This window comes from Pseudomonas triclosanedens (assembly GCF_026686735.1).
Taxonomy (GTDB): Bacteria; Pseudomonadota; Gammaproteobacteria; order Pseudomonadales; family Pseudomonadaceae; genus Pseudomonas; species Pseudomonas triclosanedens.
On the sequence record NZ_CP113432.1, the window covers coordinates 4,310,098 to 4,330,691 of the forward strand.

The window sequence follows — 20,594 nt, forward strand, 5'->3', positions numbered from 1 at the left end:
GGTCAACCGGTAGCGCAGCTCCTGGCTGCCGCAGGAGCTGCTTTCGCAGGATGCCCGGGGCCGGCAGGCATCGGCCACAGGCTCGCCGTCATGCGGCTCGGGCCGAGCGCCGCGCCAGCAACCCGCCGATGAAGCCACTCAGGCACCCTGCTACCAACCCGCCCACATGCGCGCCATTGGCGATGGATCCGAAGCCGAGCAGGTCGATCACCCCCGACAGACACACCAGCAGCCAGATCAGCATCATCGCCACCACGCCCCTGGGCAGGCTGTAGGCCGGAGTTGGCGCCATGCGCTGGAAAATCCAGCAGTGGCCAAGCAGCCCATAGAGCACGCCGGACAGCCCGCCGAACAGGCTCGCGCCGCTGACGCCATACTGCACGACGTTGGATATCAGACCGAAGCCAAGGCTCAGGCCAAGCAGCATCCACGGCCCCTGGCGATACTCGATGCGTCGCCCCAGTTCCCAGTACCACATGGCGTTCATCGCCAGGTGCAGCCAGCCGAAGTGGATCAGCATCGGCGTAAACATCCGCCACCACTCGCCCGCAGCCAGCGTCTCGGACAGCGCCAGGAACATCACGCGATCCTCGCCGACCAGGCGAAAGTCCTGGAAGGTGAACCAGCGCAAGGTGTCCGCCGAGGTGCCCAGCAGGGTCACGGCCGCCACTACGAAGGTCACCAGCAGCACCGCTGCCGTCATCCGGCTCAGCTTCAACTGCTGCACGAAACCGGGCCCGCGGCGCAGCGGCTCGGCCTGCACGGTGAATTCCGGGTCGCCCTGCGGATAACGCTCATAGAGCATGCGTACCTGCTCCGCCAGTTGCGCGCTGGGCACCCAGAGTACCTGTTCGCCGGATTCCTCACTGACCCGGAACGGTACGTTCAGGCGCCGCAGCAGGCTGACGAACTCCCCCATGTCAACCGTAGCCGGCAGTCGAATCGCCTCAACCACACTCACGCATCTTCCTCCGGCCGTATCACATCGACCCACGCGAACTTGCTGCGCTCCAGCCGGCTCTCACCGTCCAGGCGATAAGCCACCAGCTTGCCGTACATCACCGCGCTATAGTCCAGGCAGGCCAGGTTCGGCCGGATCGGCGAAGGCGTGCCGCGCCGCCAGTAGTGGCCGACGAATAGCAGCGGCTCGTCGGCGCCATAGCTCAGGAGGCTGGATTTCTGCTCGGCGCTCAGGCGCTCGCTGGCAACTTCGTCGGGCAAGCCGTCAGGCTGGAATACGATGTCACCGTAAGTTTCAGGCTCGCGGTCCTCTTCCCAGAACTTGGTGCGGAAGAACGACCGCGTGAAGCCATCGCTGCCGGTCAGGGTCATGCCGTTTGGCAGGCGCATATCGGTACCGCGCAGGAGCCGGTCGCATGCCTGCTGGGCGAAGCTGCCCGGTTCGGCGCTGGCCTTGAGAAAGGATTCGTCGATGCGGCCATCGTGGAATTGCTGGCGCAGCGTATCGATCACGCCGTGGTCCCAGCAGGCGTGCACCATGCGGAAGCGCCCGGCATCGAGGAACAGCGGCAGGCTCTGGAACCAGCCAAGGAAATCACGCCAGTCGGCCGGATGGCCTTCGAACTGTTCCAGGGTTTCCTTGATCAGGCGGGCGTGGCGCGGCGTGTGCTCGCGCACATATTGCCGACCGCTGCCGGGCGCCGCCGGGGTGGACCAGCCAAGCGCGTTGAATTCGTGGTTGCCCATGATGCACAGGGCTTCGCCAGCGGCGACCATGTCGTGCACGCGATGCAGTGCTTCGCGGATACGCGGGCCGCGGTCGATGATATCTCCCAGGAATAGCGCCTGCCGCCTGGCATGCCGCCAGACGCCGCCCTGCAGGCGGTAGCCGAGCCGCTCCAGCAGGTGATCGAGGGTATGCGCGCAGCCGTGGACGTCGCCGATCAGGTCGTAGCCGCGTGCGGGGTCGAGTTCCATTACTCGGTGCTCCCGAGCCGGCTGCCCCAGCCCAGCTTCGTCCGGCAGACCTCGTAGTAGTTATGGTCGATCGGGTGAATCAGTCGCAGCTTCTGCGGCTTCTTGCTCACCGTGATGGTGTCGCCCGGCGCACAGGTGAAGTGGTTCTGCCCATCGCAGGAAACCTGCGGGTAGATCTGCATGTTCGGCGACACCACGATTTTCAGCTCGCTGTTGCCGTCGACCACGATCGGCCGGCCTGACAGAGTGTGCGGGTACATCGGCACGATGACGATGGCGTCGAGCTTGGGATGCATGATCGGACCGCCGGCGGAGAGCGCATAGGCGGTGGAGCCGGTCGGCGTGGCGACGATCAGGCCGTCGGCCTTCTGGCTGCAGACGAACTGACCGTCGATGTGCAACTCGAACTCGATCATCCGGGTGGACTTGCCGGGGTGCAGCACTACGTCGTTCAGGGCGTCGCCCTGGCCGATGGACTCTCCGTGGCGGCGCACCAGGGCGTCGAGCAGGAAGCGGCTCTCGACGATGTACTGGCCGCCCAGCACTTCGGCGACCTTGGTTTCCAGCTCGTCCGGGCGGATATCGGTGAGGAAGCCCAGGCTGCCACGGTTGATCCCCAGCACCGGCACCTTGTGCCGCGCCAGGGCGCGGGCGGCGCCGAGCATGCTGCCATCGCCGCCGACCACGATCACCAGGTCGCAGATCTCACCCATGATCTTGCGCGAACAGGTTTGCAGGCCGTGGCCGGGCAGGACCTCGGAAATGGTGTCTTCGAGGATTACGTGCAGATGACGCTCGGTGAGGAAGCGCTTCAGCCGACGGATGGTTTCCAGAACCTGGGTGCTGCCCAGGCGGCCAATGATGCCGATATTGCGAAAGGGTTCCATGAGACTCCGGACGGCGTTGCGGTGCAGGAATGTCGGAATTATGGGCGAAAGGCGGAAGCAGCGGCAAACCGGCTAGTCTGGTGGGATGACCGATCTCAAGCCACTGCTCGAAGAACTGATGCGCGACCTGCGCCACCCGCAGGTCCGCGACCTGGCCTGGACGCTGCTGTCGCCGTCTCTGCTACAACCCGGCAGCCCGTCGCTGCGGCATCCGTTGTCGGCCACCGGCTGGTACCGCGAACCCACGTCGCTCGCCACCTGGCTGCGGCAACAGGAACGCGCGCCCGAACGCCTGCTGACGGAACTGGGCGCCGCGCCACGCCAGCGCCTGGGCCGCTACTACGAGCGCCTCTGGCAGTATGCCCTGGCACAGGCGCCCGATCTCCGGCTGCTCGCCGCCAACCTCCCGGTACGCGAGAACGGCCATACCCTCGGTGAACTGGACCTTCTGCTGGAGGACGACGAGGGGCTGCACCACGTCGAACTGGCAATCAAACTCTATCTCGGCCCCAGCCCGGCAGGCCCCGACACCTGGCTCGGCCCCGGTGCCGAAGACCATCTGCTGCGCAAGATCGAGCACTTCTACCAGCACCAGTTGCCACTCTCGACCACCCCCGAAGGCCTGTCGGTGGTGCGCACCGTCAGCGACTCACTCCCCTCGGCGGAATTCTGGCTGGGCGGCTACCTGTTCTACCCCTGGCCGGAAGGCTGCTCCGCCCCGGCCAGAATCAACTGCGACCATCTGCGTGGCCGCTGGCTGCACAGACGCGACTGGCCGGACTATCGACGCTGTGCCGCGCCCGGCTGGCGGATGCTGCCACGCAGCCAATGGCTGGCGCCCGCGGCGTTCGACGAGCAGGAGCAATGGAGCGAGCAGGACTTCGACACCTGGCTGAAGCAACTGCCGGAGGACGGCTTTCCGCAGATGCTGGTACGCCTGGCGCGGCAGGGCGACCGCTGGCTGGAAGAGGAACGCCTGTTCCTGGTCGGCGACCGCTGGCCGCAGGTGCACAGTGGCTATACGCGCTGAGCCGCCAGTGCCTGCAGACGTTCCTGTAGCGCGCGCCGCCCCTGCAAGCCACCGCTGTGCACCGCAACGATACGGCTTCCGCGCGCGATCCGCCCGCCGACGACCTCATCGCGCAGCATCAGCAGCAGCTTGCCGGTATACAGCGGCTCAAGCGGCACGCCGCATTGCCTCTCGGTATCCAGGATGAATCGCGCCAGTTCGGCGTCGATGCGCGCAAATCCGCCACGGCTGGCATCCAGCAATCGATAGCCTTCGTCGACAGCACCTGCAGCCTTAAGCAGCGCCGGCACCTGCGCCTCGACCCCATGCCCGGGCGGCACTGCCAACGCCCCCACGACCGGGTGCGCGCCCTGCTCGCCCAGAACGAGGCCAGCCAGCGTCGTGCCGGTTCCGCAAGCCACCCACAGTTGTTGGTAGTCCTTCCAGCCGATGCTGGGCAATTGCTCGCAAAGCTGCTCCACCAACGGCGCGCAGCCCTGCGCTCCGGGTACACCGCCGCCGCCTTCTTCGATCGGGAACAGCGTGGGGTAACGCTCCAGCCAGGCATCCCAGAAATCCGCCTGGTGCCGCTGACGATATCCGGCATAGCCGAGCCAATGGAGTCGCATACCGAATCGATGCAGATCAGCGACCGTAGGATTATCCTGCTCTTCGCCGCGCAGCAGGCCAACGGTGCGAAAACCGAAGCGCGCGCCGGCCGCAGCCACTGCGTGCAGATGATTGGAGTGAGCGCCGCCGAGGCTGATTACGCCCTCCAGCCCCTGCTCGGCGGCCCGCTGCAGATAGGGCGCCAGCTTGAACCACTTGTTGCCTGAGACTTGCTCGTCCACCAGATCCAGACGCAACAATGCCAGCTCGATGCCGGCACGATCGAGCCAGTCCAGGTGAACTTTCTGCAGGGGGGCAACGGGGCGCCAGCCGGGATACCGCAAAACGCCCCTCAGCCCGAAGTCACGCTACGCAAGCGGCCGCTGGTCTTGTGCCGCGCGCAGCAGTTGCTGTCGCCATCGACGAACCGTCCGGGGGTTTCCACCCGGTCGATGGGCATGGCGCAGCGCTCGCCGTTGGACAGCCGCCCTTCGCACGATGGCTGCTGGTAGTGCGCCAGCCATTGACGGTACTGGTCTTCCGAGACGAAACATTTCGACGCGGCGAAGGCCATCGGGTTTTCCTGGTAGCGGGCGACATCCTGCAAGGCCAGGGTCAGGTGCCCGGCGCCGGGATGGTAGACCACGAAAATCACGCCCAGAGCAGACAGACGCTCCAGCATCGATCCATCGGCCGCCCTGGATGAAACCGTTGCCAGCTCCTGGCGCAGGCTCTCGGCAGCCTGGCGGGCATGCTCGGCCTGCTGGCGCAACTGCGCAACCTCCTCGCGCAACCGCTCGGCTTCCTGCCTGAACTGCTGGTTCTCATGCTGCAATTGCTGGTCCAGTTCGTTGCGGTAGCTGAGCTCCACATCGCGGATGGAAATCTGTTCCTTGTAACGTGCCTCGAGCGAAACGATCCGCGCCTTGGCCTCGTCCTCGATCTGCTGGCGCAGTTGCTCCAGCTCGTCGCGCCCGCTCTGTTCGATGTGGCGCAGTTGCGCGGTCAGTTCCTCGCGACCGCGCTGGAATCCACTGACCTGTCCGTCCAGTTCGCGGCGCAGACTGGCATTGATTTCTTCCTCGCGAGCAAGCCCATCGCGCAGCGCCGCCACTTCGGCCTGCAATACCTTGATCTGTTCCTGAGCGCCCATCTTGAGGCGACTCAGCTCCTGCTCATGCTGCTGGCTGATCTGCGAAAGGCGGGTCTCATGCTGCCCCAGCATCGCGGCAGTCTTTTGCTGGTGCTCTTCGAGCATCGCGCGGGCCAGCTTCTCGGCCTCTTCGCGGGACTCTTCGGCCGGCGCGTACCATTGGTGCTCGGCGGCCATCTGCAGGCGCTGCGGTTCGACCGCGGCGGTTTCCTCCTCCACCAGCACGCCAAGGTGGTTGCGCTTCACCGCATCGCGCAGTTGGACCAGATGGTTGTTGCCACTATCCAGGCTCGGATCCCACAGGTGCATCTGGTGCCAGGACACCGGGCATTGGCTGCGGCAGGCCAGCCGGATGGGGCCAGCGCCCATGTCCGGGCCACGGCCAGCGCGGTCGGCCAGGTTGCGCAGGGGCAGGTTCCAGCCTCGATCGGCCTCGCCCTTCTCGTCGAAGTCGAGATAGAAGAACACCACGGCCCTGACCATCAGACGCGAATTGATAAGCACATAGGCGAGCCGCATCTGCTGGTCAGCGTATTCAGGCATCTGCACGACGTTGTCGAGCAGCGCCTCGAACTCGGGATAGAGCATTTCCTTGCAGACGCCACGATCATTGAAGAAGACCACGGCTTCCACCATCTGAGGCTTCTTCTGCATGCTCATCGATTGACCTCTTGGCCGGTGCTAAGGGGAAGTTCGGGAGCGTCGCGCTGCGTGAAAACGGGCGTCCGCAATGGCGGGAATACCCGTCATCCGGGCAAGTCTAGGGGAAATAATGTCGCAGGCAATGTGACTCGGTTGGCACCCGACCTGCTGGTCAGATCAATGTAATGAGTGGCAGGGCAAATCTGTGACGCGGTTTGTCATTCGGTAATTTTCGCAGACTCCGGAAGGAACTTTCCGAAGTCTGCGATTTGCGGGTCAGATTTCAGCCGCGAGCCGCGAACCCTGGTTGATCGCACGCTTGGCATCCAGTTCGGCCGCGACATCGGCGCCGCCGATCAGGTGCACACTCTGACCGGCGGCCAGCAGCCCGTCCTGCAGCTCACGCATCGGCTCCTGGCCAGCACAGATGATCACGGTGTCCACCGGGAGCACCTGGGCTTCGCCGCCGGCGATGCTGATATGCAGGCCAGCATCGTCGATCTTCAGATATTCGACGCTGTTGAGCATCTGCACCTGCTTGTTCTTCAGACCGGTACGGTGGATCCAGCCGGTGGTCTTGCCCAAGCCGTCGCCGACCTTGGACTTCTTGCGCTGCAACAGGAATACCTGGCGCGCCGCGGCATGCGGATGCGGCTGGATGCCGGCAATGCCGCCACGGGCTTCCAGCTTCTCGTCGATGCCCCACTCCTGCCAGAACGCGTGGCGGTCCAGACTGGTGGATTCGCCGGCATGGGTGATGAACTCGGAGACATCGAAGCCAATGCCACCGGCACCAATGACCGCGACCTTCTGGCCAACCGGCTTGCGCTCGAGAATCGCGTCCAGGTAGCTGATCACCTTGGCGTTTTCCACCCCCGGAATGGCCGGGGTACGCGGCACGATGCCGGTGGCCAGGATGATTTCGTCGAAGCCGCCCTTGACCAGGTCGTCGACGCTGACCCGGGTGTTCAGATGCAGCTCGACCCCGGTGGTCTCCAACTTGCGCTTGAAGTAGCGCAGAGTCTCGTAGAACTCTTCCTTGCCCGGCACGCGCTTGGCGACATTGAACTGCCCGCCGATCTCGCCAGCGGCATCGAACAGGGTCACGTCATGGCCACGCTCGGCGGCGACAGTGGCGGCAGCCAGACCAGCCGGACCGGCGCCTACCACGGCGATTTTCTTCACATGGGTGGTGGGGATGTAGTTCAGCTCGGTCTCGTGGCAGGCGCGCGGGTTGACCAGGCAACTGGTCAGCTTGCCGCCGAAGGTGTGGTCCAGGCAGGCCTGGTTGCAGCCGATGCAGGTATTGATCTCATCGCTGCGGCCCTCGGCGGCCTTGTTGACGAAGTCCGGGTCGGCAAGGAACGGACGAGCCATCGAAACCATGTCGGCATCACCTTCGGCCAGCACCTGCTCGGCGACTTCCGGGGTATTGATGCGGTTGGTGGTGATCAGCGGAATGCCAATCTCGCCACGCAGCTTCGCGGTGACCTTGGTGAAGGCAGCACGCGGCACCTTGGTGGCGATCGTCGGGATCCGCGCCTCATGCCAGCCGATGCCGGTGTTGATGATGGTCGCACCGGCCTTCTCGATGGCCTTTGCCAGCAGGACGATCTCGTCCCAGGTGCTGCCGCCTTCCACCAGGTCGAGCATCGACAGGCGATAGATGATGATGAAGTTCGGGCCGACCGCTTCGCGCACGCGGCGGACGATTTCCACTGGCAGGCGCATGCGGTTTTCGTAGCTGCCGCCCCAGCGGTCGGTACGGTGGTTGGTGTGAGCCACCAGGAACTGGTTGATGAAGTAGCCTTCCGAACCCATGATCTCGACGCCGTCGTAACCGGCGACCTGGGCCAGGCTGGAGCAGTTGACGAAGTCGGCGATCTGCTTCTCGATGCCCTCTTCATCCAGCTCGCGCGGCTTGAACGGGTTGATCGGTGCCTGGATGGCGCTGGGCGCCACGGATTTCGGGCTGTAGGCGTAACGGCCGGCATGGAGGATCTGCATGCAGATCTTGCCCCCCGCCTCATGCACCGCCTGGGTAACGATCCTGTGCTTCTCGGCTTCTTCCGGAGTGCTCAGCTTGGCCGCGCCGGAATACACGCCACCCTCTTCGTTCGGGCCGATGCCGCCGGTGACCATCAGGCCAACGCCGCCGCGGGCACGCTCGGCAAAGTATGCCGCCATGCGTTCGAAGCCCTGCGGTTTCTCTTCCAGGCCGGTGTGCATGGAGCCCATCAGGGTGCGGTTGCGCAGCGTGGTGAAGCCCAGGTCCAGGGGCGCGAGCAGGTGCGGATAAGGGGCGGTCATACATCCTCCAGCAGTCACGGTGAAGCCGCCCCCTCGGCTCGCTCGGTCATGGAACACGAGACCCGGGGCGCGGTCGGTATGGGCAGACTCTAAGGAGCGTCCTCCCCCCGCTCAATGATCAAAAGTAACAACTTACTGATCAAAGATGACACCCCGACTTGGCAACGACCGGCCTTGCCCCTACCCTGTGGAGCATCTCCCGAGTATTCACCCTACATGCGCAAGCTGATCTTCCTCATTCTGGTGATCCTCTTCGCCAGCTATGCCGGCTGGGCGGAACGCCGCCCGGTGGGCCACTACCTTTCGGACTTGCGCAGCCAGGTCGCACTCAACCAGGGCGAGCCGTCCGAACGCGGTAACCTTCTGGGCATCCAGCCGGAACTCTTCACCCAGGACTACCAGAGCGTGGAACGCCTGCAACTTAAGTTCCACGCCTACCTGGCCAAGGCCCGCGACGAGGGGCTGATCAACCCGCGCACCATCGTGGTATTCCCCGAGCACATCGGTACCTGGCTGGTCGCCGCAGGAGAGAAGCCCGAGGTCTACCAGACCGAGCATCTGCAGGAAGCAATGGAATGGATGGCCGCGAGCAATCCGCTGAAACTGGCACGGGGCTGGCTGGGCGCGAAAGGCGAGGATCGCATGGCCGATGCGCTGTTCCGCATGAAGGCAGTGGACATGGCTCACGACTACCAGACCCTGTTCGGCGGGTTGGCCAAGGAATTCGGCGTCACCATCGTGGCCGGCTCCATCGTGCTACCCAACCCGAAGATCGTCGACGGCCAGATCCATACCGGCAACGGCCGCCTCTACAACGTCAGCCAGGTGTTCGGCAGCGATGGCCTGCCGTTGGGCAAGCCGCAACGCAAGCTGTACCCCATCGACGACGAGAAGGGCTTCACCCGGGGCGGCGACGCCGATGACCTGCAAGTGCTGCAGACCCCGGCCGGGCGCCTGGGGGTGCTGGTCTGCGCCGATAGCTGGTACCCGGCCAGCTACGCGGCCCTGGCGACCGGCAGGCCGGACATCATCGCGGTGCCCGCCTTCCTCACCGGCAATGGCAACTGGAACAAGCCCTGGAAAGGCTACAACGGCGCCGCCACGCCCACCGACGTGCAACCAAGGCCAGGTGAACTCACCGAAGGCGAAGCCTGGGAACGCCTGGCACTGGCCGGACGCATAACCGAAAGCGGCGCCCGTGCCGGCATCACCGTGTTCCTGCGCGGCCACCTGTGGGACCTGGGCAGCGATGGCCGCAGTCTGGTGGTCGATGGCAACGGGCACACGCTGGCGGCCGATGGCCCTGGCGCGCGGCTGATCAACCTCTGGCTCTAGGACGCAGCCATGACACGCCCGACCATGCGCCTAGGCGACCTTTCCGTCGGCTTCGTCCATAGCCTGGCGGATGCCCTGGCAGAAACCGGCGTGGCTCCGCAACCCTTGCTGGAACAGTACGGACTGGACAGCGCCCGCCTGGGCGAACCAGGCGCGCGACTGTCAATTCCGCGCTACATGCGCCTGGGGCACGCGGCGATCCAGCAGAGCGGCGACCCCGCTCTAGGGCTGCGCATGGGCCGTTTGAGCCGCCCGAGCCAGAGCGGGCTGGCTGGCGTCACCGCGGCGCAGGCACCCAACCTGCGCGCCGCCGCCCGCGCGCTCAGTCGCTTCGAACCGCTGTACGCGCAGAACTACCGTGGACAGAGCAACTTCATCGAAGATGCCAGCGGCGCCTGGTTGCGCTTCTATTCGATCAGCCCCTACAACGCCTATAACCGCTTCGTGGTGGATTCAGTGCTTGCCGGCTGGGTCAGCATGCTGGGCTGCATCGGTGCGCAACCGTTGCGCGCGGAGAAAGTCGAGATCGAATACCCGGCGCCGGCCTGGTCCGGGCGCTTCGAGGAGTTCTTCGGCTGCCCGGTGGAGTTCGGCGCCGAACACAACCAGATACGCCTCGACCAGACATCCCTGGCGCGCGCCAATCCGGACCATTGCCCAAGCACCTGGCGGCAGTTGCTGGATATCTGCGAGAAGGAGCTCGAGCAATTGACCCGCACCCGCACATTGCGCGAGCGCGTCAGCCAGTTGCTGGGGCCGATGCTGAACGGTCGCGAGCCCGACCTGGAAGAAGTCGCCATCCGCCTGAAACTGCCAACCTGGACACTGCGCCGCAAGCTGGCCGAGGAAGGCACGCAGTTCCGCAGCATCCTCAACGACACGCGCCGCGATCTGGCGATGATCTACATCCGCGACACCGACCTGGCGTTCGGCGAAATAGCCTATTTGCTCGGTTTCGCCTCGGCGGAGGCTTTCCAGCGCGCCTTCAAGCGCTGGAGCGGGCAAACGCCGGGAGAGTTCAGGCGCGCCCAGCGGCAGCATGCCTGATCACATCTCCGTGGCGTCGTCGGCCGGCTCCGGCAGGTCAAGTTCCGCGGCATGCAGTTCGAGCAGTTCTTCCTGATAGTCGTCCATTGGCTTTCTCCTGACCGTTCGATCGGTTTTTAGCAAAGACCAAAAAGAAAACCTAGATACCTGGCGTGACCAGCCTGTGACAGCAGGCTCTCAGAACGACTGCCGGAGGCAGTGCGTGGCGTTTCCCGAACAAAGAAAAAGCCCCCAGGCATCGCTACCTGAGGGCTTTTGAATAATGGCGCAGCGGACGGGACTCGAACCCGCGACCCCCGGCGTGACAGGCCGGTATTCTAACCGACTGAACTACCGCTGCGCGTCGGTTGGACTTTCGTCCGGTAAAGCAACCTCCTGGCGCCTGGAGCATTTCGCTCGACAAGCCGGTTCGGGGTAGGAACCAAGGAGGGGGAAAGTGGCGCAGCGGACGGGACTCGAACCCGCGACCCCCGGCGTGACAGGCCGGTATTCTAACCGACTGAACTACCGCTGCGCGTAACTTGCGAGATTGGTGGGTGATGACGGGATCGAACCGCCGACCCTCTGCTTGTAAGGCAGATGCTCTCCCGGCTGAGCTAATCACCCTTCGTCTCGAAGTGGGGCGCATTCTACCGGCGGCATTTCCTAAGTCAATGCCCTGGTTGAAATTTTTTTTCAATCCGCAGGAAAAAAGCTGGCGCCCGGCAGCACCATTGGCAGCGCCTCCCACCCCGGAGCGACGCTGCCGGAACGAAAAGGGCGGCCACTGGCCGCCCTCCTCTCTACCTCGCGCGTTGCTCAGTCGAGATAGATCATCTTGCGGGTCATGCCTCCATCTATCACCAGCTCTTGGCCGGTGACGAAACCGGAACTGTCACCGATCAGCCAGGACACTGCCGCCGCGATGTCCTCCACCGTTCCAACCCGGCCAACCAGATGCTGGTCGTGATCCAGCTCGGTCAGCGGCTCGGCGTTACGCTCGCGCAGGTCGCGGGCATCGATCCAGCCTGGAGACACGGCATTGACCCGGATCTCCGGCCCAAGGCTGCTGGCCAGCGCATGAGTCAAAGACAGCAACCCGCCCTTGCTCGCCGCATAAGCCTCGGAGTGAGGTTCGGACTGGTGCGCGCGGGTCGATGCGATGTTCACGATGCTGCCGTTGTGCGCACGCAGATATGGCGCGCAATGCTTGGCCAGCAGCATCGGCCCGGTAAGATTGACGGCGAGAGTGCGAGTCCACTCGTTCAGCGCCAGGCTTTCCAGCGGAGTGCCGTGCGGGCGCGCGATAGCGGCATTGCTCACCAGGGCGTCGAGGCGACCGTAGTGGCCGATCACCTCGGCGATCGCTGCCGCCACCTGCACTTCGCTGGCGACGTCCAGAGCAATGAAACTGGCGCGTTCGCCAAGCGCCTCGGCCACCTTCGGCCCGCGCTCGCGATCGATGTCCGCCAGCACCACCTGCCAGCCCTCGGCGATCAGCCAGGCGCCCACGCCGAGCCCGATGCCGCGCGCAGCCCCCGTTACCAGAGCGACGCGGCCGTTGCCGAAGATATCCGCAGTACTCACAGCGCAGCCAGACCCCGCGCCAGATCGGTCTTGATGTCATCGACATCTTCCAGACCCACGGCAACGCGGATCAGGTTGTCACGGATGCCGGCGTTCTCGCGCTCCTGCGGCGAAAGACGGCCGTGCGAGGTAGTCGCGGGGTGAGCGATGGTGGTCTTGGTATCGCCCAGGTTAGTGGTGATGGAGATCATCCGGGTTGCATCGATGAAGCGCCAGGCGGCAGCCTTGTCACCCTTCACCTCGAAACTCACCACAGCACCGAAGCCCTTCTGCTGACGTTTGGCCAGCTCGTGCTGCGGATGGCTGGCCAATCCGGCATAGTGCACGCGCTCGATCCCCGGCTGCTGTTCCAGCCACTGCGCGACCTGCTGTGCCGACGCGCTGTGGGCCTGCATGCGCACGCGCAGTGTTTCCAGGCCCTTGATGAACACCCAGGCGTTGAACGGACTGAGGGTCGGGCCAGCGGTACGAAGGAAACCGACAACGGCCTCCATCTGAGCGCGACGACCGGCCACTACGCCGCCCATCGTGCGGCCCTGACCGTCGATGTACTTGGTGGCCGAATGGATCACCACGTCCGCGCCCAGCTTCAGCGGCTGCTGCAGCGCCGGAGTGCAGAAGCAGTTGTCCACCGCCAGCAGCGCACCACGGGCGTGGGCAATCTCCGCCAGTGCAGCGATGTCCACCAGCTCCGCCAGCGGGTTGGACGGCGATTCGACGAAGAACAGCTTGGTGTTGGGCTTGCAGGCCGCTTCCCAGGCTTTCAGGTCGCTGAGGGGTGGGTAATCCACCTCGATGCCAAAGCGCTTGAAGTACTTCTCGAACAGGCTGATGGTAGAGCCGAATACGCTGCGCGAAACCAGCACGTGGTCACCGGCACTGCACAGGCTCATCACCAGCGAGAGGATCGCCGACATGCCCGTGGAGGTGGCCACCGCCTGCTCGGCGCCTTCCAGCGCGGCAATGCGCTCTTCGAAAGTGCGCACCGTGGGGTTTGTGTAGCGCGAATACACGTTGCCAGGCACTTCGCCGGCAAAACGCGCGGCCGCATCGGCGGCGCTGCGGAATACGTAGCTGGAAGTCGTGAACAGGCCCTCGCCATGCTCACCTTCCGGGGTGCGACGCTGGCCGGCACGCACCGCCAGAGTGTCGAATCCGACACCCTCCAGGTCGCTGTCCAGCCGGCCGGCTTCCCAATCCTGAGCCATGCCTGCTCTCCTTAGTCGTTGTACAGATCGATGATGGCGCTGACGGCGCTCGTCTTGGTCTTGGTCGCGTCGTTGCGCGCCTGCTCGATCTTGTCCAGATAGGCTTCGTCGACGTCGCCGGTGACATATTCACCGTTGAACACGGCGCAGTCGAAGTGTTCGATCTTGATCTTGCCGCCCTCGGTGGATTCGATCAGGTCCTGCAGGTCCTGGTAGATCAGCCAATCCGCGCCGATCAGCTCGCCGACTTCTTCGGTGCTGCGGTTGTGGGCGATCAACTCGTGAGCACTCGGCATGTCGATGCCGTAGACGTTGGGATAGCGCACCGCCGGTGCTGCGGAGCAGAAGTAGACATTCTTCGCGCCGGCCTCGCGGGCCATCTGGATGATCTGCTTGCAGGTCGTGCCGCGAACGATGGAGTCGTCCACCAGCATCACGTTCTTGCCGCGGAACTCCAGTTCGATGGCGTTGAGCTTCTGGCGTACCGACTTCTTGCGCGCAGCTTGGCCGGGCATGATGAAGGTACGGCCGATGTAGCGGTTCTTCACGAAGCCTTCGCGGAACTTCACGCCCAGGCGGTTGGCCAGTTCCAGTGCTGCGGTGCGGCTGGTATCAGGGATCGGGATGACCACGTCGATGTCGTGGTCCGGACGCTCGCGGAGTATCTTGTCGGCCAGCTTCTCACCCATGCGCAGGCGTGCCTTGTAGACCGAGATGCCGTCCATGATGGAGTCGGGGCGAGCCAGGTAAACGTGCTCGAAGATGCACGGCGAGTACTGCGGATTGGCCGCGCACTGGCGAGTGTAGAGCTTGCCGTCCTCGGTGATGTACACCGCCTCGCCCGGCGCGAGGTCGCGGATCAGGGTGAATCCGAGAACATCCAGCGCCACGCTTTCGGAGGCGATCATGTACTCCACGCCGTTCTCGGTATGGCGCTGGCCGAAGACAATCGGGCGGATCGCGTGCGGATCGCGGAAGCCGACGATGCCGTAGCCGGTGATCATCGCCACCACCGCATAACCACCAACGCAGCGGGCATGCACGCCAGCCACGGCGGCGAAGACGTCTTCCTCGGTGGGCTGCAGCTTGTTGCGCACCGCCAGTTCATGGGCGAACACGTTGAGCAGCACTTCCGAGTCGGAATTGGTGTTCACATGGCGCAGGTCGGACTCGTAGATTTCCTTGGCCAACTGCTCGACGTTGGTGAGGTTGCCGTTGTGCGCCAGGGTGATGCCATAGGGCGAGTTCACGTAGAACGGCTGCGCCTCGGCGGAACTGGAGCTGCCGGCAGTGGGATAACGGACGTGACCGATGCCGATCTTCCCGACCAGGCGCTGCATGTGACGCTGCTGGAAGACGTCACGGACCAGGCCGTTGTCCTTGCGCAGGTACAGCCGGTCGTCCTGACAGGTGACGATCCCCGCAGCGTCCTGGCCACGATGCTGGAGAACGGTGAGCGCGTCATAGAGCGCCTGATTGACGTTCGACTTGCCCACGATACCGACGATGCCACACATGCGACGCAACCCCTAGTTGGTTTCAGGCTAAAACAATCCGGATTTCGGCAGTATCCAACGGATCCGCCGTGATGGGCGACGACTTCCCGCCGCCCGGCCTGCCCATCACTGGGCCGGCAGCAAACTACCTGCTCCGGCTGGCGGAGTCAGGCTCGCGCCGGACATCCAGTGCCCGGCAAACGTCAGAATGAAGTTCTTCGACCAATCGGCGACGATCAGGAAGTGCGGCAGCAGCACCGACTGCTGCCACCACGGGTCCTGTTGCACCGGCGCCAGACTCAGCAGGCCGACCAGCAGCACTACCAGCAATACGCCACGGGCACCGCCGAACACCATGCCGAGCACACGGTCGGTGCCGGACATTCCGGTCACACGCACCAGCTCGCTGATGAGAAAATTGACGAGCGCACCCAGCAACAGCGTGACGACGAAAAGAATGGCGCAGGCGGCGATGACGCGCCCGGAGGGCAACTGAATGTAGGGCGCGAGATGCTCGGCCAGTGCGCCGCCGAACATCCAGGCGACTGCACCGGCCACGATCCAGGTAACCAGCGACAGGGCTTCCTTGACGAAACCTCGGCTCAAGCTGATCAGGCTGGAAATGACGATGATGCCGATCATCGTCCAATCGACCCAGGTAAATGCCACGTTGCGGCCCAGAAACGGAAAGGCCCCGCATTTTAGCAGAGGCCTTCGATTTAGCGGAGCCCCAGTTTGAGATGGGGCTGATTGATTGCGCCTAACGAGAAGACTCAGCCGCGCTCCGGCTGGAAGCGCACGACGAAACCATTGAGCTTCTGCTGCTTGCCCAACTGGTCGCGCAAGCGCTCTGCCTCGGCACGCTCCACCACCGGCCCGACGAACACCCGGTTCATGCCGTCGAAGCTACGCACATAGGCGTTGTAGCCCTGGCTACGAAGGGACTTCTGCAACTCGTCGGCGCGGGCGCGGTTGGACAGGCTCGCCAACTGCACCGACCAACTGACCGGCAGATTGTTGGCATCCAGGCGCTGAGCGGGAGCCGGTGCCGCCGGTGCTGCGCTGGCCTGTTGCGCCGGCACGACTGGCTTGGGCGCGGGAGCGACCGGCTGTGGCGCTGCCTGCACGGGAGCGCTGGCGACGGGGGCGGCTGGAACTGCCGGTGCCGGAGCGACCTCCGGCTGCACGGCGGTATCCGCTTCGTCGGCCTGGGGCTCCGGCACTTCGGTGGGCTGCACCTCGACACTGGGCATGGCTGGCGGCTTGGGCATCACCGGCGCCTCGACCACGACCTGACGCATCTCGTCCTCGCGGGAGAACAGCATCGGCAGGAAGATGACCGCAAGCGCCAACAGCACCAGCGCTCCGACAACCCGCTGCTTGAGCCCCTTATCGAGCAAGGCCATGATCACTCCCCTTATCGTTAACCGCTTATCGAGCAGCCTTGGCGAGCCACTCCAGGGCATCCGCCACGCTGTAGAACGAACCGAACACCAGAATTTCGTCGTCCGCTGCAGCGTCATTGCACTGCGCGTCGAGCGCGGCGGCGATGTCCGCATGGCGACTGACCTGCGCACCGCGGGCACGCAAGGCCGCCGCCAACTCTTCCGCCGGACGGCTTCGAGCGGTTGGCAGCGGCGCGACGGCCCAATCCTGCACCAAGCCGAGCAAGGGTTCCAGTACACCCTCCAGATCCTTGTCGGCCAACAGGCCGAACACCGCGCGGCGAATGCCCTTCGGCGGAGCCGAACACAAGCGGCCGGCCAGGTATGCCGCCGCATGGGGATTATGTCCGACATCGAGCAGCAGATGGCGCTCCTCGCCATTGTGGAGCAACGACCTGCGATCCAGACGACCGGTTACGCGGGTTCGTTGCAGCGCGCCAGCCAGGTGCTCCGCCTGCCACGGCAGATCCAGCAGGGCATAGACCTGCAACGCCAGCGCGGCGTTCTCCATCGGCAGATCGAGCAGCGGAAGATCATGCAGCGCCAGCGCCTCACCAGTCGCCGAACACCCACGCCAATGCCACTCGCCCTCACCTATCGCCAGATCGAAATCACGTCCACGCAACAAGAGCGGAGCACCCAGCTCTCGCGCGCACTCAAGCAACGGCGCCGGCGGCTCCAGGTCGCCGCAGACCGCGGGCTTGCCGGAGCGGAAGATGCCGGCCTTCTCGAACGCCACACTTTCGCGGGTATTGCCCAGCCAATCGGAGTGATCCAGGCCGATGCTGGTGACCACGGCAACGTCCGAGTCCACCAGGTTCACCGCATCCAGCCGACCGCCCAGGCCAACCTCCAGCACCACGGCATCCAGGCCGGCACGCTCGAACAGCCAGAAAGCTGCCAGGGTACCCATTTCGAAATAGGTCAGGGAAGTTTCACCGCGCGCCGCCTCGACGGCGGAGAATGCCTCACAGAGCGCTGCGTCGCTGGCTTCCTGGCCATCGATCAGCACGCGCTCGTTGTAACGCAGCAGGTGCGGCGAGCTATATACGCCAACGCTCAGGCCCTGCGCGCAGAGCATGGAGGCGAGAAATGCGCAGGTGGAACCCTTGCCATTGGTGCCGGTGACAGTCACCACACGGGGCGCCGGGCGCCCCAACCCAAGCCGGCCGGCTACCTCGCGGGAGCGGTCCAGCCCCATGTCGATTGCGGTGGGATGGAGCTGTTCGAGATAGCGGAGCCAGTCGGCAAGGGTACGTTGGGTCATCCTGCGAGCGCGGTACTTGGAGTATGGGTGAACTTGGCCAGCAGCTTGGCCAGCCGCGGACGCATTTCGGAACGGTGGACGATCATGTCGATGGCGCCGTGCTCCAGCAGGAACTCACTGCGCTGGAAGCCTTCCGGCAATTTCTCGCGCACGGTCTGCTCGATCACGCGCGGGCCTGCGAAGCCAATCAGCGCACGCGGCTCACCAACGATCACATCGCCGAGCATCGCCAGGCTGGCGGAAACGCCACCATAGACCGGATCGGTCAGTACGGAGATGAACGGAATACCCTCTTCGCGCAGACGCGCCAGCGCAGCGGACGTCTTGGCCATCTGCATCAGGGAGATCAGTGCCTCCTGCATGCGCGCACCGCCGGAGGCGGAGAAGCAGATCATCGGGCAACGGTTTTCCAGCGCATAGTTCGCGGCGCGGACGAAGCGCTCGCCAACGATGGAACCCATCGAACCGCCCATGAAGGAGAACTCGAACGCACTGGCAACGACGGGCATCCCCATCAGCTTGCCGCTCATGGAAATCAGAGCATCCTTCTCGCCGGTGTCTTTCTGCGCGGCGCTCAGGCGGTCCTTGTACTTCTTGCTGTCACGGAATTTCAGGCGATCCACCGGCTCGAGCTCGGCACCAAGCTCCTCACGGCCATCCTCGTCCAGGAAGATATCCAGACGGGCACGAGCTCCAATGCGCATGTGGTGATCGCACTTCGGGCAGACATCGAGAGTCTTTTCCAGCTCGGGGCGGTACAGCACCGCCTCGCAGGAAGGGCACTTGTGCCACAGACCTTCCGGAACCGAGCTCTTCTTCGCCTCGGAACGCATGATGGAAGGGATCAGCTTGTCTACCAGCCAGTTGCTCATGCTCTCGTTCTCCAGTGCAGGGGCAGGACGCGCTCAGCGGCCCGAAGCCCCGCGCGCGTCCTTGAGCAAATTCATCGTCGCGGCTCCGGCGATAAGGCCAGGAACCCTCGAAAACCAGGTGCCGCCAGGAGCGTCACCACGAATACACCATCCGATACGGGAAGCCGGAGCCGAACTCCGACCGAACCCAGCGCCGCCAGGCAGCGATTGGGTAGTGGACGGCGGCAGACGCTTCGCCGTCACATGAAGCTTTCGCTTCACTCAGCCGACCGGCACTGAGCGATGAAGGCACGGACCTTCTCCGCATCCTTGATGCCCTTGCTGGTTTCCACACCACCACTGACGTCGACGGCATAGGGACGAACCCGGGAAATGGCGTCGCCTACGTTAGTCGGCGTCAACCCGCCCGCGAGGATGATCGGACGCTGAAGCCCCTCAGGAATCAACGACCAGTCGAACGCCTGTCCGGTTCCGCCGGGCACGCCTTCCACATAGGTATCCAAGAGAAAACCCCTGGCTTCCGGGTACTGCGAGATACGTGCGGCGATATCGTCGCCCGCCTTCACCCGCAGCGCCTTGATATATGGGCGGCCATACCCCGAGCACGCCTCGGGCGTTTCATCACCGTGGAACTGCAACAAATCCAGTTGTACCGCATCGAGGATCTCACCCAGTTCGCAGCGACTGGCATTGACGAACAGCCCAACGACACTCACGAACGGCGGCAACGCGGCAATGATCGCCCGCGCCTGATGGATGCTCACCGCACGCGGGCTTTTGCCATAGAACACCAGACCAATGGCGTCTGCTCCCGCCTCAGCGGCGGCAAGAGCATCCTCGACACGGGTGATACCGCAGATTTTGATGCGAACGGCGGACAAGATGCAGAAACCTTCCAGTATCAGGCGAAAATCAATCGATCGATGGTAGCAAATGCCCCCGGCATCGTCAGCCAAGGATATCCGGCAAACTTGAAAGGAAATGTGGCCCGAGATAACGCTGGGGCAACTCGAACTCCTCCGGATACTCCACTCGCACAAGGTACAGACCGTATGGATGCGCAGTGACCCCACCGGCACGGCGATCGCATGCGGCCAGGACTTCAGAAGCCCATTCGACCGGGCGCTCACCGGCGCCAATCGTCATCAGCACGCCGGCGAAATTGCGCACCATGTGATGCAGGAACGCGTTCGCGCGGATATCCAGCACGATGAACCTGCCATGCTCGATCACTTCGAGATGATGCACGGTCTTCACCGGCGACTTGGCCTGGCACTGCACGGCACGGAACGACGTGAAGTCATGAGTGCCGACCAGCGACGCAGCGGCAGCACGCATGCGCGAAGCATCCAGCGGACGGTGATTCCAGGTGACTTCCTCGGCCAGATGCGCAGGACGGATGGGGTCGTTGTAGATCACGTAGCGATAGCGCCGCGCCATTGCGGAGAAACGGGCATGGAAATGTGCAGGCATCACTTTCGCCCAGGTCACGCTGATGTCCGCCGGCAGATTGGCATTCCCGCCCATCATCCACGCTTTCAGCGGCCGCTCGACAGTGGTGTCGAAATGCACCACCTGGCCGCTGGCGTGCACGGCGGCGTCCGTACGCCCTGCGCAGCTCACCGACACCGGCCCGTCGGCCACCTTCGACAACGCTTTCTCCAGCGCTGCCTGCACCGACGGCACACCGTCTTCCTGGCGCTGCCAGCCACGATAGCGCGCGCCTTTATATTCGACGCCCAGGGCAATCCTGGAAACGCCAGCGGCAGCCACTTCGGCTGCCGCTTGGGGTACTGCTTCAATCATCTAT

Annotated in this window: 18 protein-coding genes and 3 tRNA genes; 3 read left to right on the forward strand and 18 right to left on the reverse strand. The window is 64.2% G+C overall.

The features are described 5' to 3' along the window. Window positions 1-88 precede the first annotated feature (88 nt). The 3 genes from OU419_RS19965 to OU419_RS19975 are packed head-to-tail and all read right to left on the reverse strand — an operon-like array spanning window position 89 to window position 2,825. Window positions 89-919, reverse strand: a complete 831-nt coding sequence (locus OU419_RS19965; protein WP_408004960.1) for a rhomboid family intramembrane serine protease — start codon at window positions 917-919, stop codon at window positions 89-91. 38 nt (window positions 920-957) lie between these two features. Continuing rightward, complete coding sequence (locus tag OU419_RS19970; RefSeq protein ID WP_254474840.1) at window positions 958-1,938, reverse strand: metallophosphoesterase; 981 nt, start codon at window positions 1,936-1,938, stop codon at window positions 958-960. Continuing rightward, entirely contained in the window at window positions 1,938-2,825 is an 888-nt protein-coding gene (locus OU419_RS19975) for an NAD(+) kinase (protein ID WP_254474839.1), read from the reverse strand. The genes OU419_RS19970 and OU419_RS19975 overlap by 1 nt, the downstream gene beginning before the upstream one ends. An 85-nt stretch (window positions 2,826-2,910) precedes the next feature. Between OU419_RS19975 and OU419_RS19980 the strand changes: the two genes are divergently transcribed. Further along, window positions 2,911-3,855, forward strand: coding sequence for a DUF1853 family protein (locus OU419_RS19980; RefSeq protein WP_254474837.1), 945 nt, complete (start codon window positions 2,911-2,913; stop codon window positions 3,853-3,855). Here OU419_RS19980 and OU419_RS19985 read toward each other — a convergent pair. The 3 genes from OU419_RS19985 to OU419_RS19995 form a co-directional block, all read right to left on the reverse strand. Next, window positions 3,843-4,754 (reverse strand): 1-aminocyclopropane-1-carboxylate deaminase/D-cysteine desulfhydrase, encoded by a 912-nt coding sequence (locus OU419_RS19985; RefSeq protein WP_254475128.1) that lies wholly within the window; start codon window positions 4,752-4,754, stop codon window positions 3,843-3,845. The two genes, OU419_RS19980 and OU419_RS19985, sit on opposite strands and share 13 nt — an antisense overlap. Before the next feature lie 41 nt (window positions 4,755-4,795). Then, complete coding sequence (locus OU419_RS19990; protein ID WP_254474835.1) at window positions 4,796-6,256, reverse strand: coiled-coil domain-containing protein; 1,461 nt, start codon at window positions 6,254-6,256, stop codon at window positions 4,796-4,798. Window positions 6,257-6,514: 258 nt separating this feature from the next. Further along, window positions 6,515-8,548: an NADPH-dependent 2,4-dienoyl-CoA reductase gene (locus OU419_RS19995; protein ID WP_254474833.1), complete on the reverse strand. Its 2,034-nt coding sequence runs from the start codon at window positions 8,546-8,548 to the stop codon at window positions 6,515-6,517. 216 nt (window positions 8,549-8,764) lie between these two features. On the opposite strand from OU419_RS19995, the gene OU419_RS20000 reads away from it, so the two are divergent. Continuing rightward, window positions 8,765-9,883, forward strand: coding sequence for a carbon-nitrogen hydrolase family protein (locus OU419_RS20000; protein WP_254474831.1), 1,119 nt, complete (start codon window positions 8,765-8,767; stop codon window positions 9,881-9,883). A 9-nt stretch (window positions 9,884-9,892) separates the two neighbouring features. After that, window positions 9,893-10,930 carry an AraC family transcriptional regulator gene (locus tag OU419_RS20005; protein WP_254474829.1) on the forward strand — a complete coding sequence of 346 codons (1,038 nt, stop codon included), beginning with the start codon at window positions 9,893-9,895 and terminating at the stop codon, window positions 10,928-10,930. Between the two features lie 263 nt (window positions 10,931-11,193). On the opposite strand, the gene OU419_RS20010 is transcribed toward OU419_RS20005, so the two are convergent. The 12 genes from OU419_RS20010 to truA form a co-directional block, all read right to left on the reverse strand. Next, window positions 11,194-11,270: transfer RNA gene (locus OU419_RS20010), tRNA-Asp, on the reverse strand. A 97-nt stretch (window positions 11,271-11,367) separates the two neighbouring features. Next, window positions 11,368-11,444 (reverse strand) — tRNA-Asp (locus tag OU419_RS20015). Window positions 11,445-11,460: 16 nt separating this feature from the next. Beyond that, a tRNA-Val gene (locus OU419_RS20020) sits at window positions 11,461-11,536 on the reverse strand. A gap of 192 nt (window positions 11,537-11,728) precedes the next feature. Next, window positions 11,729-12,496 (reverse strand): SDR family oxidoreductase, encoded by a 768-nt coding sequence (locus tag OU419_RS20025; protein WP_254474827.1) that lies wholly within the window; start codon window positions 12,494-12,496, stop codon window positions 11,729-11,731. Then, window positions 12,493-13,704: an O-succinylhomoserine sulfhydrylase gene (locus tag OU419_RS20030; protein ID WP_254474825.1), complete on the reverse strand. Its 1,212-nt coding sequence runs from the start codon at window positions 13,702-13,704 to the stop codon at window positions 12,493-12,495. The genes OU419_RS20025 and OU419_RS20030 overlap by 4 nt, the downstream gene beginning before the upstream one ends. 11 nt (window positions 13,705-13,715) lie before the next feature. After that, a complete protein-coding gene (gene purF / locus OU419_RS20035) occupies window positions 13,716-15,221 on the reverse strand; it encodes an amidophosphoribosyltransferase (RefSeq protein WP_254474823.1) in 1,506 nt (501 codons plus the stop codon). A 105-nt stretch (window positions 15,222-15,326) separates the two neighbouring features. Further along, entirely contained in the window at window positions 15,327-15,869 is a 543-nt protein-coding gene (locus OU419_RS20040) for a CvpA family protein (RefSeq protein ID WP_254474821.1), read from the reverse strand. Between the two features lie 104 nt (window positions 15,870-15,973). Then, window positions 15,974-16,606, reverse strand: a complete 633-nt coding sequence (locus OU419_RS20045) for an SPOR domain-containing protein (protein WP_254474819.1) — start codon at window positions 16,604-16,606, stop codon at window positions 15,974-15,976. A gap of 25 nt (window positions 16,607-16,631) precedes the next feature. Continuing rightward, window positions 16,632-17,912, reverse strand: a complete 1,281-nt coding sequence (folC, locus tag OU419_RS20050) for a bifunctional tetrahydrofolate synthase/dihydrofolate synthase (RefSeq protein WP_254474817.1) — start codon at window positions 17,910-17,912, stop codon at window positions 16,632-16,634. Beyond that, the gene (gene accD, locus OU419_RS20055; RefSeq protein WP_254474816.1) at window positions 17,909-18,784 is read right to left on the reverse strand and encodes an acetyl-CoA carboxylase, carboxyltransferase subunit beta; all 876 of its coding nucleotides are present in this window, start codon (window positions 18,782-18,784) and stop codon (window positions 17,909-17,911) included. The genes folC and accD overlap by 4 nt, the downstream gene beginning before the upstream one ends. 257 nt (window positions 18,785-19,041) lie before the next feature. After that, window positions 19,042-19,665: a phosphoribosylanthranilate isomerase gene (locus OU419_RS20060; protein ID WP_254475126.1), complete on the reverse strand. Its 624-nt coding sequence runs from the start codon at window positions 19,663-19,665 to the stop codon at window positions 19,042-19,044. A gap of 67 nt (window positions 19,666-19,732) precedes the next feature. Next, window positions 19,733-20,590 carry a tRNA pseudouridine(38-40) synthase TruA gene (gene truA, locus OU419_RS20065; RefSeq protein WP_254474815.1) on the reverse strand — a complete coding sequence of 286 codons (858 nt, stop codon included), beginning with the start codon at window positions 20,588-20,590 and terminating at the stop codon, window positions 19,733-19,735. Window positions 20,591-20,594: the final 4 nt, after the last annotated feature.

Bases quoted from the DNA above. Each gene is read 5' to 3' on its own strand.
- OU419_RS19965 (WP_408004960.1), bottom strand. From the start codon at position 919: ATGGGGGAGTTCGTCAGCCTGCTGCGGCGCCTGAACGTACCGTTCCGG.
- OU419_RS19970 (WP_254474840.1), bottom strand. From the start codon at position 1,938: ATGGAACTCGACCCCGCACGCGGCTACGACCTGATCGGCGACGTCCAC.
- OU419_RS19975 (WP_254474839.1), bottom strand. From the start codon at position 2,825: ATGGAACCCTTTCGCAATATCGGCATCATTGGCCGCCTGGGCAGCACC.
- OU419_RS19980 (WP_254474837.1), top strand. From the start codon at position 2,911: ATGACCGATCTCAAGCCACTGCTCGAAGAACTGATGCGCGACCTGCGC.
- OU419_RS19990 (WP_254474835.1), bottom strand. From the start codon at position 6,256: ATGAGCATGCAGAAGAAGCCTCAGATGGTGGAAGCCGTGGTCTTCTTC.
- OU419_RS19995 (WP_254474833.1), bottom strand. From the start codon at position 8,548: ATGACCGCCCCTTATCCGCACCTGCTCGCGCCCCTGGACCTGGGCTTC.
- OU419_RS20000 (WP_254474831.1), top strand. From the start codon at position 8,765: ATGCGCAAGCTGATCTTCCTCATTCTGGTGATCCTCTTCGCCAGCTAT.
- OU419_RS20005 (WP_254474829.1), top strand. From the start codon at position 9,893: ATGACACGCCCGACCATGCGCCTAGGCGACCTTTCCGTCGGCTTCGTC.
- OU419_RS20030 (WP_254474825.1), bottom strand. From the start codon at position 13,704: ATGGCTCAGGATTGGGAAGCCGGCCGGCTGGACAGCGACCTGGAGGGT.
- purF (WP_254474823.1), bottom strand. From the start codon at position 15,221: ATGTGTGGCATCGTCGGTATCGTGGGCAAGTCGAACGTCAATCAGGCG.
- OU419_RS20045 (WP_254474819.1), bottom strand. From the start codon at position 16,606: ATGGCCTTGCTCGATAAGGGGCTCAAGCAGCGGGTTGTCGGAGCGCTG.
- folC (WP_254474817.1), bottom strand. From the start codon at position 17,912: ATGACCCAACGTACCCTTGCCGACTGGCTCCGCTATCTCGAACAGCTC.
- accD (WP_254474816.1), bottom strand. From the start codon at position 18,784: ATGAGCAACTGGCTGGTAGACAAGCTGATCCCTTCCATCATGCGTTCC.
- truA (WP_254474815.1), bottom strand. From the start codon at position 20,590: ATGATTGAAGCAGTACCCCAAGCGGCAGCCGAAGTGGCTGCCGCTGGC.